Origin of the sequence: Chitinophaga sp., from assembly GCF_019236475.1 — a bacterium.
In the GTDB taxonomy this organism is placed as follows: domain Bacteria; phylum Bacteroidota; class Bacteroidia; order Chitinophagales; family Chitinophagaceae; genus Chitinophaga.
Window position 1 is genome coordinate 177427 of record NZ_JAFAIX010000006.1, and the last position, 15273, is coordinate 192699.

Annotated in this window: 11 protein-coding genes; 10 read left to right on the top strand and 1 reads right to left on the bottom strand. The window is 45.4% G+C overall.

The features are described 5' to 3' along the window. Positions 1 to 12: 12 nt before the first annotated feature. The 3 genes from JO154_RS10030 to JO154_RS10040 all read left to right on the top strand — a co-directional run bounded on the left by JO154_RS10030 (position 13) and on the right by JO154_RS10040 (position 7360). A complete protein-coding gene (locus JO154_RS10030) occupies positions 13 to 1728 on the top strand; it encodes a SusD/RagB family nutrient-binding outer membrane lipoprotein (protein ID WP_291944596.1) in 1716 nt (571 codons plus the stop codon). Between the two features lie 634 nt (positions 1729 to 2362). Beyond that, a complete protein-coding gene (locus JO154_RS10035) occupies positions 2363 to 5629 on the top strand; it encodes a SusC/RagA family TonB-linked outer membrane protein (RefSeq protein WP_291944599.1) in 3267 nt (1088 codons plus the stop codon). A gap of 30 nt (positions 5630 to 5659) precedes the next feature. Then, a complete protein-coding gene (locus JO154_RS10040) occupies positions 5660 to 7360 on the top strand; it encodes a SusD/RagB family nutrient-binding outer membrane lipoprotein (RefSeq protein ID WP_291944602.1) in 1701 nt (566 codons plus the stop codon). 301 nt (positions 7361 to 7661) lie between these two features. Here the strand turns inward: JO154_RS10040 and mutS are convergent, their stop codons facing one another. After that, positions 7662 to 10271, bottom strand: coding sequence for a DNA mismatch repair protein MutS (mutS, locus tag JO154_RS10045; RefSeq protein WP_291944605.1), 2610 nt, complete (start codon positions 10269 to 10271; stop codon positions 7662 to 7664). Positions 10272 to 10317: 46 nt separating this feature from the next. On the opposite strand from mutS, the gene JO154_RS10050 reads away from it, so the two are divergent. The 7 genes from JO154_RS10050 (at position 10318) to JO154_RS10080 (ending at position 15194) form a co-directional block, all read left to right on the top strand. Next, a complete protein-coding gene (locus JO154_RS10050; protein WP_366935580.1) occupies positions 10318 to 10854 on the top strand; it encodes an RNA methyltransferase in 537 nt (178 codons plus the stop codon). A 16-nt stretch (positions 10855 to 10870) separates the two neighbouring features. Beyond that, a complete protein-coding gene (locus tag JO154_RS10055; RefSeq protein ID WP_291944608.1) occupies positions 10871 to 11737 on the top strand; it encodes a UbiA-like polyprenyltransferase in 867 nt (288 codons plus the stop codon). Between the two features lie 27 nt (positions 11738 to 11764). Further along, on the top strand, positions 11765 to 12184 hold the full coding sequence (gene ruvX / locus JO154_RS10060) for a Holliday junction resolvase RuvX (protein ID WP_291944611.1): 420 nt from the start codon (positions 11765 to 11767) through the stop codon (positions 12182 to 12184). A 30-nt stretch (positions 12185 to 12214) separates the two neighbouring features. Beyond that, positions 12215 to 12793, top strand: a complete 579-nt coding sequence (gene def / locus JO154_RS10065; protein ID WP_291944613.1) for a peptide deformylase — start codon at positions 12215 to 12217, stop codon at positions 12791 to 12793. Positions 12794 to 12877: 84 nt separating this feature from the next. Next, complete coding sequence (locus JO154_RS10070) at positions 12878 to 13432, top strand: sigma-70 family RNA polymerase sigma factor (RefSeq protein WP_111590400.1); 555 nt, start codon at positions 12878 to 12880, stop codon at positions 13430 to 13432. Positions 13433 to 13437: 5 nt separating this feature from the next. After that, positions 13438 to 14328 carry an anti-sigma factor gene (locus JO154_RS10075; RefSeq protein WP_291944617.1) on the top strand — a complete coding sequence of 297 codons (891 nt, stop codon included), beginning with the start codon at positions 13438 to 13440 and terminating at the stop codon, positions 14326 to 14328. 269 nt (positions 14329 to 14597) lie between these two features. Beyond that, the gene (locus tag JO154_RS10080) at positions 14598 to 15194 is read left to right on the top strand and encodes an anti-sigma factor (RefSeq protein WP_291944620.1); all 597 of its coding nucleotides are present in this window, start codon (positions 14598 to 14600) and stop codon (positions 15192 to 15194) included. The last annotated feature ends 79 nt before the right edge of the window (positions 15195 to 15273 follow it).

Below are 15273 nucleotides of genomic sequence, written 5' to 3' on the forward strand. Positions count from 1 at the left end.
AAATGCTGACAAATGAAAATTAATCTCTCTAAAATATTTATTGGCTTATGTCTTGGCGCTTCGCTGACATCCTGCCAGAAAGAACTGGAAGATCAGTTCAAAAATCCTGAGAAATCCAATCCGCCATTAGATCAGAAATGGTCTGGTATGTTTACCGCTACGATGTATGGCTGGAAATTATATGTAGGCGACTATGGCGAATGGTATTGGATGATGAATCCAGGTACCGGTATTCCTGGGTATGCGCAGATTTCACAACGCTACATTACTTCCCGTTATAGCTGGTTCAGTACTTATGATGATCTGACCACTGGTAATGGTTTCAGTGATAACGCCATTAGGGATTATTTTAACTCCTTCTACAGAAACACCCGCAACTTCGGGGAAATGAGGGACTTATACGCCACAGCTCCTGCTGATCAGCGTAATGAAGCCATGTTTTATCTGAAGCTGACCACTGTAGTAAGAGACTATGGTGCGCTGAAGCTGATTGATTTGGTGAATAATATTCCTTTTACAGAGTCCTGGCAAGGTACTTCCGGTGTATTCTTTCCAAAGTACGACGATGCACAGAAAACTACAGAGATTATTCTCGGAGAGCTGAAAAGCATCGCGGATACACTGCCTACGCTGTATAATAATCTTTCGGTTGCCAATAAATCCGATTTCGTAAAACAGGATTTCGCATCGAAAGGAGATATCAATATGTGGATTCAGTACATCAGCATGTTGCGTATAAGATATGCAGTACGTATTTCAGGTGTAAATCCTACACTTGCAAAACAAGTCCTGAGCGAAGAATTAAGCAAACCGAGACCGTCAAAAGACCTCGTATGGCAGATGCCATTCGTGGCGGATCCTAAGAGTGGCGGTACCTGGGAGCGTGGCTGGTACGAAAATTCATTTGCTTCTTTCGTTCCGAATACTATCCTGAAACGCATGAATTTTGGAACTGATAAATATGAACCAGGCGTAGATGATCCTCGTCTGCCAGTAATCGCCATGCCTACAAAATATAGCGATTACCGTGGCGTTTCCATGAATGCAGATGCTCAGGAAGCTGCTTACCTGGCAGGGGATAAGTATTATGTTGGCGCAGACGACTTAAATTCTTCCCTCGCACAGAATTCCAAGTCCATGTATAACCATGCTACCTACCACCGCAATACCATGCCTGGCAACTGGATGACATTGGGAGAACTGGATCTGCTGCTGGCTGAAATTGCACTGAAAGGACTGGGTACAACTGGTAAAACAGCAGGTGAACATATTGCAGACGCAGTAGTGCATTCAACTGCTTATTGGTACTGGGTAAATGGCCTGAGCCCATATGAGAAAACTTCCGTACTCCATCCTGCTACTCCTGATGCCGCCACTGTAGCTACTTATGCCGCTACCGTACGTGCTAAATTCGATGCCGCCAGCAGTGTGGAGGATAAAATGGAAATCCTAATGCAGCAGAAATACATCCATCTGAATCTGCCAGGTACCATGGAACTCTTTGCGGAACTCCGTCGTACCCGCCATCCGAAATTAGAACCATTCACTTTCGGTGGTAAGGCAATGAAACCGGTGGCGGAAAGGATTCGCTACCCAAGTACCGAATTCCAAACCAATACCGACAATTATCTGAAAGTGAAGGCAGATGACAATTTCTCTTCTCCGATCTTCTGGGTACCTACGGATAAACGCGCGGAATCCTACTATCGTAACGATTATAACTATTAAACTTTTCCTTTATAAGCAAGGTTAGCCCCAAGATCCTGCCCTGAAAAGGGCAGGATTTCTTATTTTAACCCCGAGTAATGCTATTTTAATTTAATAACATATTATTTTCACACTGTTTACAAACAGTTAACAGAAAATAAAAAAATTGTTAATTCTTTTTTGACAATCTCAGAATTATAGCTATGTTTGGTTTGTTATTTTCAGCAACCAGCTTGAAACTTGTAAACGTGAATTATGAATTTTTGTGAGAGAGATACTACAAGTTTTTTTTATTAGTAGTTGCTAAAACGTTTTACTGCTGGACTTTCCAGCCACGCTATTAAACTTGTACTTGTGAACGTTGAATTTTGTGAAATCGATACGCTACAGGTTTTTTTTATTAGTAGTATGCTAAAACGTTTTACTACTGGTGTTTTACCAACTATGCTGAAAGATTAGTTATGCCAACGGAATTACCGGGCGCGCGATGTCAAATTTTTAGAGAACGGATATTATTTAGAGACGGAAACTTTTCGAGGACGGAAACCAAAATGCTTACTGGAACCTATTCCACTATGGAAGGATAACTGTATGGGTAGCCTCCTATATGCCATGTGACTGACTCACTTGTAATAAATTAAACCAAAAGGAAACTATGCGAAGATCACTTCTTCTCGCCACGTTGCTTTTCTTATGCTGCGCTGTTACTGCATGGGCACAGAATAAGAAAGCTATTACGGGTACCGTAAAAGATGAAAAAGGAACACTGTTGCCTGGTGTAACAGTGAAAGAAAAAGGCACCGCCAATGGAACAATGTCCGCTGCCGATGGTTCCTTCAAAATTTCTATCACTCCTAACGCTACACTGGTGCTGTCCTTCATCGGATACGCTAACCAGGAAATTGCTGTAGGCGACCAGTCTTCCATTGCAGTAGTGCTGAAAGAAGATAATAAAAACCTCAATGAAGTTGTCGTAACGGCATTGGGTATTAAACGTGAATCACGTAAACTGGGTTATGCCATCACTGAACTGAAAGGTGGTGATCTCGCAAAATCCAACCAGGTAAACCCGGTTGCTGCCCTCCAGGGTAAAGTTGCAGGTGTGGACATCTCTAGCGCTGCCGGTGGCCCGCAGGCCGCTCCACGTATCATTCTCCGTGGTGCTAAAACCCTGACTGGTAAAGACCAACCTATCTTCGTTATCGACGGTGTGATCTTCGAAAACGATGTAACTGCCAACGACGTTAACTTCGGTAACGTACTGAAAAACATGAACCCGGATGACTATGAGTCAGTATCCGTGTTGAAAGGTGCTGCTGCTACCGCATTATACGGTTCCCGCGCACTCAACGGTGCTATCCTCATCACCACTAAAAAAGGTGTGGCTAGAAAAGGTATCGGTGTGAACGTTAGCCAAACTGTACAGTTTGAAAAAGTATACCGCGGCCCTATCGATTTGCAGAATAGCTACGGTCAAGGTATCGATGGCGTATACGATAACCAATGGGGTGGTTACAGCTTCGGTTCCAAAATGGACGGTAGCGATGTGAAACTCCTCGATGGCTCTACTGCTAAATACGTTCCTCAGCCAAACAACGTAAAAGATCTTTACCAAACCGGTAAATACTACAATACAAACGTTTCCATGGAAGGTGGTAATGATAAAGGTACTTTCCGCCTGTCTTACTCTCACCTGGATAACAACTCCGTTTCTCCTAACAACAGCTTCGGCAGAAACACCATCGCCTTCAAAGGTTCCCAGACTATCTCTAAAGTACTGAGCGCTGACCTGGGCGTAACTTATGCTAATTCAAAAACATTAAACCCTGACCGCCAGGGTGGTGACTATACCAGCTACAACATCGGTCGTAAATGGGTATATGTATTTCCTCGTAACTACAATCCTAACTACTGGAACCAAGCACAGAACTACACCGGTCCTAACGGCGGTCGTGCTGATCTGGGTACTCACCCTGGTGCGGATTACTTCTTCCAGAATGCTTACAATAGCTGGACCCGCAAAGAAAACCTCTTCATGGGTAACATCGCTGTAAACGTAACTGCTACTGACTGGCTGAAATTTATCCTGAAATCCAACTTCTCCAACGAGCAGTCTGCCGACGAACGTAAAGAAGCTGGTACCGGTCCTAACTTTACCGGTGCTGATGGCCTCTACATGCAAGCTGGTGTAAACAAAACACAATATACCTTTACTGGTCTCGCTCAAATCACTCCTAAAATGGGTAAAAAATGGGACGGTTCCATGCTGACCCTGGGTGCTGAAACCTGGAACAGCGGTATTGGTAAACAATACAATAACGCCACCACCGGTGGTCTGCGTATTCCGTTCATGTACGATCTGAGCAACAGTATCGGTGCTATTTCTGTAAACAATGATCCGCTGCTGCGCAAACGTATCAACTCTCTGTTCTTTGCTGCCAGCTTCGCTTACAATAATGAACTGTTCCTGGATGTAACCGGCCGTAACGACTGGTCTTCTTCACTGACTTACCCTAGAGGTAGCATCGGTCATACTACCAATGGTTACTTCTATCCTTCTGTAAGTGCTGCATGGGAATTCACCCAGACACTGAAAGGTAGCATGCCTTCATGGGTTAGCTATGGTAAACTCCGTGGATCATATGCACTGGTAGGTGGTGATACCGATCCATACACTATCAACGCCGGTTACTACAACTCTGGCTACTTCAATGGCGCCAGCACTAACGGTAGCAGCCCATTACCACTGATCACCTTCTATCCAAGCGGTCAGTTGCCTAACATGAACCTGAAACCTTCTATGGCAAAAAGCTGGGAGTTCGGTGCTAATGTTCGTTTCCTGAATAACAGACTGGGTATCGATGCGGCCTGGTATCGCACAATTGCTTACAACCAGATTCTCCCTCTGACCGCTACCATGGAAAGTGGTGTTAGTAGCCGCTTGATTAATGCCGGTAGAATGTTGAACAGAGGTATTGAACTCGCAATCAACGGTACTCCAATCCAAAATAAAAACTTTACCTGGGATGTTACCCTGAATGGTAGCCGCAACAAGAATAAAGTCCTCGAATTGGTGGATGGCTTAACCAGTTACACTCTGGGTAGCGATCAAAACGTAGATGCTGTTGCACAGGTAGGTGGTGCCTACGGTAATCTGGTTACAAACTATGGTTATACCCGCAACGCTGCTGGTCAGCCAATCATCACCCTGAACGGTGCTGGCGCTGACTTCCCTGCTCAATTCAAACGCGGTTATGCAGTAGTTGGTAATATCCAGCCTAACTGGAATTTGGGTTTCAATAACACATTCTCCTATAAAAACTGGTCACTGGGCGTACTCGTACAGGCTCGTATCGGTGGCGACTTCTTCTCTGCTTCTCACCAATATGGTACTGGCCGTGGTACTACTGCTAATACCGAAGCTGGTCGTGATGCTGCTCATGGTGGTCTGGCATGGACAGATGGTAATGGTACCAAACGTAACGACGGTATGCTGCCTGATGGCGTACTCGCTGACGGTACTACTGTTACTGTTGACGGTAAAGATGTTAATATCGGTGGCATGACCTACAAAGACGCTTATGCTAAAGGTTACGTTTCTCCACTTACTCCAATGCAGTACTACGGTATGATTGGCGACTGGGGTATCGGTATCCGTGAAGCTTCTGTTTTTGATGCTTCTTATGTGGCACTGCGTGAAGTTTCTCTGGGTTACACATTGCCTAAAGAAATTGCTCAACGTCTGAAAATGCAAAGCCTCCGCGTATCTCTGGTAGGTCGTAACCTGGGTTACCTGTTTAATAACCTGCCTGATCATATTAATCCGGAAGCTGTTCGTAACAACGCAACATTTGCATTCTCTGAATATGGTGCTGTTCCGTTCATCCGTAACATCGGTGCTACTATCCAGATCGGATTCTAATCATGCTGTTTAACTCAAACAAAATTTAAAATGAAGACTATAAATAAATTAGGAATTGGTGCAGCACTGGTTGGTTTAACCCTGACTTCCTGCACTAAAGGATTCGAGGATCTGAACCAGAATCCGAAGGTGAGTCCTTCTACCTCTCCTGAAATGATGCTTACTCTTCCTGGTAAAACAATCGTTGACCGCGATTTCGATTGGTTCTATGATTGTTACCAATACCAAATGCAGTGGATGCAATATGGCGTTCCTGCTCCTGGTTCTTCCCTGGGCCGTCTGTTCAGCCCGGAGAATACTAACAATTTCTACAATGCTTTTTATACCAGTATCGGTCCAAACCTGGTAGATATCGACAGTACTGTTAGCAAAATGCCAGCGGCTTCCCGCGCTAACTTTGCTGAGGTCGTAGCTATCTCCAAAGTAATGAAGGTATATGCTGCCTGGAGAGTATCCGATGCAAATGGTAGTATCCCTTACAGTAAAGCCTTTGGCGCACGTTACGGTGGTACCTTTACCCCTGCATACGATAACCAGGAACAACTGTTCGATATCTGGGAAACTGAACTGAAGTCTGCATTGGCGGCATTCAACGCCAAATTGCCTAACCAGGTGAAAGCGACCAACTTCGATATCTACTACAATGGTAAGTCAGCAAACTGGGCTCAGGCTGCAAACGTATTGCGTCTGAAACTGGCTATGCGTCTGATGAGCAGAAACCCGCAGAAAGCTGCTGCTATCGCACAGGATGTAATGGCTAACCCTGCAGGTCTCTTCGCCAGCAATAATGATGAATGGAAATTTGTTTCCAGTCCAAATAACTTTGCGAAAAGCGGTAACTGGAACATGGGCAACAACCCATTAGTAGGCTCCAAAGGTATCATTGATTACATGGTAACCAGCAATGACCCTCGTCTGCCACTGTTCTACGAAAAGAATGGTTATACCAAAGCGGCGTTTGACTCCCTGGTTGCAGGTGGTGTACTCGCTCCTGGTTCTGTATATCCTAACCAACAATATGTAGGTGCTCCGGCTTCTCCTGATAAACGTAAGGATCCGGCAAATGCAGGCTTCTTCGTAGTGAGAAACTACTCCATGACCTTCAATGGTAAAACTGTTGGAAGAAAAATCGATACCGTTTCCTATATACAGCACCGTCTCTTCAACGCAGAAGCAGAAGGTCGTACGGCTGGTGTCTACACACAACCTATCCTGACTTATGCTGAACAGTGTTTTATGATCGCTGAACTCTCCGTTCGCGGTATTATCACTGGTCAGGATGCTGCTACCTGGTACAACAATGGTATCAAAGCCTCTGTTGCTGCTTACAATGATATGGCCCGTCTGGCTGATATCCAGGACTATACTCCGGTTAACAGCGCCGATGTAGATAAATACATCGCCAACGCTAACGTAGCATTGACTGGCAATCAGGCTTCTGATCTGGAAAAAATTGATATCCAGATATTCCTGAACCACTTCAAATCTCCTTGGGAAGCTTGGGGTTCTTGGAAAAGAACAGGTTATCCTAAAGCTGGTGGTATCCTGAACCTGGAACCAATGGTTTCCAATGGTACTACCATGACCCTGCCTCGTCGTTGGGCACTGCCTCGTCCTACTGTTGTAGAACAACAAACAAACTGGCAGAATGCTATCACCGATATGCAGAAAACCGGCCAATACGGCGATATGAATGATTATACCGGCCGTGTTTGGTGGGATATGAAATAAGTAATCATTTTGTGATGATTAGATAGTACAGTAAAGAGTGAAGAAGAATCCCTCGCGAAAGCGGGGGATTTCTTTTTTACATCTCCCGCCTCCCTGTCATCCGTGCCCACTGAGCAAGGAACCTAAAACATTAAACTCTTCCGCCAGTCATCCCTACCCGCTGAGCAGGGAACCTAAAACATTAAATTCTCCCGTCTGTCGGCCCTGCCCATTGGGCAGGGCCGACTAAAAAATAAAAAACGGATTTGACGTCGCAGACGTCAAATCCGTTTTTACAAAATGCCTAGGGCATCCGCAGAAGCTATCCAATCATCCCTTTAATCTCACTCAGCTTCAGCAAAGCCTCCACTGGCGTCAATCTGTTGATATCCACACTATCCAGACGCTCACGTATCTCCTTAAAAGTATCGCTATGGGCATCAAATATATTGAGCTGTAGCTTCTGCGAGGAAGTAGCAATGTTTTTTACATTTTGTTGCAGCGCACCATCGATATGTTTTTCTTCCAGTTGCGCAAGCACTTCATTGGCCCTGTTAATCAGCTCTGGCGGCATACCGGCCATCTTAGCCACATGAATACCAAAGCTATGTCGACTACCACCTGGCGCCAGTTTGCGCAGGAAAATAATCTTATTGCCCGATTCCATATTGGTGATATGGTAGTTTTTCACGCGGCCCAGTTTTGCTTCCAACTCATTCAGTTCATGATAGTGGGTAGCGAAAAGGGTTTTAGGCCGATGCGTGCTCATGTCGTGCAGGTATTCCACAATGCTCCAAGCGATGGAGATACCATCGTAAGTACTAGTACCACGCCCGATTTCATCCAATATTACCAGACTTCTCGGGGTAATACTGTTCACAATACTGGCCGTTTCATTCATCTCCACCATGAAGGTAGATTCGCCACCACTCAGGTTATCAGATGCGCCTACACGGGTAAAGATTTTATCTGTCAACCCAATTTCTGCGGCAGCAGCAGGTACAAAACTACCCATATGCGCCATCAGCGTGATGAGCGCCGTCTGACGCAACAGCGCTGATTTACCGCTCATGTTCGGCCCGGTCAATATGATAATTTGTTGCGCCTCTTTATCCAACGTAATGTCATTGGCTACATAGGATTCTCCTGTTGGGAGCCCTCTTTCTATCACCGGATGACGCCCTTCGGTAATACGCAATTCATAACCATCCGTTATCTGCGGCCTGCGATATTTATACTGCACAGCATTATGCGCAAAGCAAAGGAGACAGTCCATACGACCAAACACTTGTGCATCGGTCTGTATCGGCTCAATATATTTTTGCAGATCTGCCAGCAGCTCGTCAAACAACCTTGATTCCAGTACCAGGATTTTATCTTCTGCCCCTACAATCTTTTCTTCGTACTCCTTTAATTCCGGTGTGATATACCTTTCCGCATTGGCAAGGGTTTGTTTACGGATCCAGGTGTCAGGAACTTTGTTTTTATGGGTATTGGTTACTTCCAGGTAATAGCCAAAAACGTTGTTGAAGGCTATTTTCAGAGAAGGGATACCAGTAGCTTCTGATTCTTTCTGTTGGATCTGGAGGAGATAGTCTTTACCTTTTGTGGCAACGGCTCTCAAATCGTCCAGCTCTTTATTCACGCCATCTTTAATAACACCGCCTTTATTAACCAGCACCGGAGGATTTTCCATCACTTCGTTGAAGATGCGGTCCATAATACCCGGACAACTATCCAATTTAGCATTCAGCCGTTCCAGGTAATCGTTGGTATTTTTTCCTAAGAGAGTTTTTACAGCAGCCACCTGTTCCAGGGATTTGGCCAACTGCATCACTTCCCTAGGGTTGATTTTCTTCAGTGGTATTTTAGACACCAGTCGCTCTAGATCGCCTGTTTGCTTCAGATGTCCGCGTAAATCATTCGCCAAGGTAGCTTCCTTGATCAAATATTCCACGGTGTCCAGTCGCTCGTTGATGCGGTCTTTATGGCGGAGGGGAAATACTAACCAGCGTTTAAGGAGACGCGCGCCCATCGGAGTGACCGTGTTATCCAAGGTTTTGAGCAGGGTATGCCCATTTTCCACGCTGCTGTTGAGCAGTTCGAGGTTACGCACGGTAAAGCGGTCCATCCACAGAAAATCGTCCTGATCGATCCGCTGCATGCGGGTCAGATGCTGGAGATTAGGATGCTCCGTATCCTTGAGGTAATGGAGCGTAGCGCCGGCCGCGATAATGGCGGCATTCAGTCCTTCTACGCCAAAGCCTTTCAGGGAATGGGTCTGGAAATGTTTCAGCAGGATTTCTTCCGCATAAGTAGTGGTGAAAATCCATTCTTCCAGGGTATAGGTATAGAAACGGGTACCAAAGGTAGCCTTGAAATGCTTTTGCTGCTGGCGGGCAAATAATACTTCCGCAGGGCGGAAGCTTTGCAGGAGTTTATCCACATATTCAATGCTACCTTCGGCCACAAAGAATTCACCGGTGGAAATATCCAGGAAAGATACGCCCGTCACGTCTTCACCGAAATGTACCGCTGCCAGGAAGTTATTGCTGGAATTTTCCAGCAGTTTATCATTCACAGCCACACCTGGAGTAACCATTTCCGTTACACCACGTTTCACAATACCTTTCACCGTTTTGGGATCTTCCAGTTGGTCGCATACCGCCACCCGATAACCCGCTTTCACGAGTTTATGGAGGTAAGTATCCAGTGCATGGTGGGGAAAGCCTGCTAGGTCAACATATGATGCAGAGCCATTTGCCCGCTTTGTCAGTACGATCCCCAACACTTTTGCGGCAATCACCGCGTCCTCATTGAATGTTTCATAAAAGTCGCCCACACGGAACAGTAGCACGGCATCGGGATATCTTTCCTTGATGGCTTTGTGCTGTAGCATGAGCGGGGTTTCTTCCGATTTGCTTTTTGCCATGGCGCAAATATATAAAACTCAACCCATCCTGTTATCTTTGCAGGCAATGAGAAAACTTAGCATGGATGAATTAGGCCGTAAAACCGTTGAGGAGTTTAAGGCCGCGAATAAAACACCTATTGTCCTGGTGATGGACAATATCCGGAGCATGCACAATGTAGGCTCGGTTTTTCGTACAGCAGACGCTTTCCTGTTACAGGGTATTATCCTTTGCGGCTATACGCCGGTGCCTCCACACCGCGATATCCACAAAACGGCCCTGGGCGCCACTGAAACGGTAGAATGGCAGTATGCTACCACCACGATGGAAGCGGTGAAAGACCTCCAAGAGGCGGGCTACAAGGTAATGGCAGTAGAACAGGCGGTCAACAGCGTGCGCCTGGATCATTTCCAGCCAAGCAAAGAACAGCCACTAGCACTGGTTTTCGGTAATGAGGTGAGCGGAGTGGATGGAGATGTAATGAAAGTGGTGGATGGCTGCATTGAAATTCCACAACTAGGCATGAAACATTCTTTGAATATTTCAGTGACTACCGGTATTGTGGTTTGGGATATCTTTGTTAAACTGCAAGCTAACCATTAAATAATATTGTTGACATATGTATACAACTATAAATAAGTATCTGTCGCTAGTAAAATTTGCCCATACCATCTTCGCGATGCCCTTTGCGTTGATTGGCTTTGTGATGGCCATCACGAGGGGAGGGGGCAGTTTCAGTTGGGCTACATTCGGGCTGGTATTACTCTGTATGGTATTTGCCCGTAGTGCCGCCATGGCATTCAACCGTTGGCTGGACGTGGATATTGATAAACTGAATCCTCGTACCGCCAAGCGCGAAATTCCTGCCGGCATTATCTCCAAAAAGAATGCAATGGCCTTTATCCTGGCCAATGTGATACTGTTTATCGTCACCACCTGGTTCATCAACCGTATTTGTTTTTTCTTATCTCCGGTGGCCTTGCTGGTAGTGCTGGGATATAGCTATACAAAGCGTTTTACCGCCCTTTGCCACCTGGTGCTGGGCGTGGGCCTTTCCCTGGCTCCAATCGGCGCTTATCTGGCAGTTACAGGCCAGTTTGCCGCATTGCCAGTAATGGTGTCCGTATTAGTTTTATGTTGGGTATCCGGTTTTGATATTATTTACTCCCTCCAAGATGAGGATTTCGATCGCTCCCAACGCCTGAACTCCATTCCTGCTTGGCTGGGTTTATCTGGCGCCCTGCGTTTCTCCGAAGTGCTGCACGTGATTGCGGCTGCATTGGTGATTACCATCGGTATCGTGGGCCATTTTCATTGGCTGTATTGGATTGGAGCAGCAGCATTCGTGAGTATGCTCGTGTCTCAACATATGCTGGTGAAACCTAATGATCTCAGCAGGATTAATATCATGTTTATGACCACGAATGGTATTGCCAGCGTGGTATTTGCTGTTTTTGCTATCGCAGACATGGTGTTCTTGGGATAATATTTTTACATTAAAAAAATTGATGATATGCCACGTATTATGGCGATTGATTACGGGAAGAAGAGAACGGGGCTGGCGGTGACAGACCCCTTGCAACTGATTGCTAGTGGCCTTACCACGGTATCTACCCATGATCTGATTCCTTACCTGAAGAAATACTTTGCTGCCGAACCAGTGGAAACCATTGTGATCGGAGAGCCTAAAAACCTAGATGGTAGCGCCACAGACGCTACTGCGCTGGTAACAGAATGTATCCGCATCCTGAAAAAGAATTTCCCCGATATTCCCATCGTAAAGATGGATGAGCGTTTTACTTCCAAAATGGCTTTCCAGAGCATGCTGGATAGCGGTTTAAAGAAGAAAGATCGCCAGAACAAAGCCCTGGTGGACGAGATCAGCGCCACCATTATCTTACAGGAGTACATGCAGCGGGGAAAAAATATTTAAATTTGTAATTTAAACCAAGTCATAAGAATCATGATATTGCCAATAGTAGCATACGGACATCCAGTACTGAGGAAGGTTGCGGAAGATATCACACCGGATTACCCGGAGTTAAAAGAACTGATCGCCAATATGTGGCAAACCATGTATGCCTCCAATGGTGTAGGTATCGCGGCGCCACAAATCAATAAAGCCATTCGCCTGTTTGTAGTGGACTCCAAACAAATCATTGACAACCTGGAGGAGGATGAGAAAGACGAGTACCCTGGCGATGAAGGGATCAAAGAAGTATTCATCAATGCTCATATCGTGGAAACTGGCGGTAAAGAATGGCCTTACAACGAAGGATGCCTGAGTATCCCTAAAGTAAGAGAAGATGTAGACCGTCCGCAAACCGTTACCCTGCGCTATGTGGACGAAAACTTCCAACCACACGAAAGAACCTTCACCGGTGTTACTGCTCGCGTTATCCAACACGAATATGATCATATCGACGGAGTATTGTTCATCGATCATCTTAAACCGCTGAAACGCAGGATGTTGAAAAGCAAACTCGACGATATTACCAAAGGAAAAGTGAGAGTGGATTACAAAATGTCTTTCCCGAAATAGGAAAATATTTTGTAATGTAAATAAAAGCAGTTATTTTGGACATACATATCCAGACATCCATCAAAGATTAACATCCATATCCTCTTGGGCGCTACGTTTACATACACTGAAGCTGAACTGGTTCAGGGCCTGAAAGCCAGGGACGAAAAAATATTCAGCTATTTGTACGATCATTATTCCCCTGCACTATATGGTGTGGCCCTTAAGGTCATTACTGATGAAACTACTGCCGGCGATGTCCTGCAGGAGGTATTTGTAAAGATCTGGCGAAGTATTGACAAATACGATGCCTCTAAGGGCCGTCTTTTTACCTGGATGCTGAATATAGCAAGAAATACCGCCATCGATAGTTTGCGGTCCAAAGCATATAAACTGGAGCAGAAAATCACAGACGTTAATAACCATGCTTTGATGTATGAACCCCAAATGGCGGTACACCTCCAAGTAGATCACCTCGGCCTTAGCAAGGCAGTGGAATTGCTCCAAAAAGAACAGAGAATCATCATTGACCTGGCCTATTTCAAAGGCTGCACCCAGGAAGAAATAGCAAAAGTACTTGACATACCTTTAGGAACCGTGAAAACCAGGATGCGCAATGCCATTATGCAATTGCGTGGCCTTTTAAAACAACAATTGTAAACCGCGTGGACATAAACCGTTACATATCCTCAGGAGTGTTGGAAAGCTATGTGTATGGTCTGCTTCCAGATGAAGAACATTCGGAAGTAGAAGCCATAGTTTTGCAATATCCGGAGGTTCGTCAAGTGGTCAATAATCTGCAACATCAATTGGAAGACTTCGTTACCAGTTATGCCGTAACCCCTCCTCCCTCTTTGAAAAAACAGTTGCTGGATATGATCCATAACGAATCTACCCCGGAAGGCGAAGCCCTGCTCCCTGAAGAGCTGAGACTAAACCTCCCTCCAGTAATGGCACCCGCTCCCTCCACCCTGGCCACGATGCCCATCTCGAAAAAAAAAAATAAAGACCAAATCTGGAAAATGATGGCCGCTGCCATCCTCCTGATCCTCGCCATCAGCGTAGGTCTTAACCTCTTTTTCTTTAAAGATTCTTCTGACTATAAAGGAAAATACCAGCGCCTCATTGCGGCACAACAGAAAATTGATGCGGATAAATCACAACAATCCAATCAAACCGCCAGTTTCCGTGAAAATGAATCCGATGAAACTTTGCTGCATGATCCCGCTGTGATCTGGGTGAAAACCTCCGGATATGGCCGCCACGAAAGCGGCGCCGCCTCTCTCGGTTGGGATAAAAACTCCAGAGAAATCTATTTCATCAACTGGCAACTACCTACCCCTCCCGACAACAAACAATTTCATATTTGGTCCGTAACAGACCATCAGTTACAAGACGCCGGAATGCCGGAAATCAGTAAATTCAATACCGGCAAACTCCAACATATGAAAAGAGTAATAGAAAATCCTAAAGGCTTTGTCATTACCCTAGAACCGAAAAGTGATGCGGCAAGCCCCAATGATGCGGAGATCTTTCAAACCGCAAAATTCAAGTAGTGGATACCGTTGAATGTTAGTGTACTACGTGTCTCCCTACTACTATCATATACCCCACATTTAGCCATTTATCAGATACTGTTTTTATTGATTGTACAGCCTTGCTGTTGTTTTGTGTGAATATTAGTATATCCGTCATGTATTAATGTTACTGCTGTCCCCATGTGCAAATGCATCCCCATCAGATTTGTCATGGCCCCAGTAACCATTACTGGTATAGCTATCCTGTCGCTTTAAAACCAAATCTATAAACTAAAACAATTCCGTAAATGGAGACACGCAATTTCACCCCAACCGATTCCCTGGCGAAGCCTATGGAAGAAACGAAAGGCACATCCTGGAAATCCATCGCCGCTATCGCTTTCCTGTTGCTGGTTGTCAGCCTAGTGTTAAACTATTTTTTCTTTAACCGCTGGAAAGAATTCCGCGAGTATAAAGATAAATACCAGGCACTGTTGGTATCCCAAAACTCCATCCAATCAGCCAACAAAGCCCGCATCGAACAACTGGAACAATCACTGGATATCATGCAAGACCCTGCTGTGATGAAAGTGAAAATGCCAGGTACCAAACTCTCGCCTGACGCGGTAGCTACGGTATTCTGGAATACCCAGAACAAACAGGTGTACCTGAAGGTTAACAACATCCCAGAACCTGCGGCCAACAAACAATACCAACTCTGGGCGATCGTAGACGGCAAACCAGTAGATATGGGCGTCTTCGAAATGGGCGATACCGCCAAACTCCTCCAGAAAATGAAGATTACAGACAAAGTACAAATGTTTGCCGTTACCCTCGAACAGAAAGGTGGCGCATTACAACCAACACTAGAACAAATGTATGTAGCCGGGAAAATCCCAGGCTGAGATCAATAAATAAGATGATTTCCACATCATCCAAGAAAGCTGGTAGAGGCGCTTTTCCGCGCTTTTACCAGCTTTCATT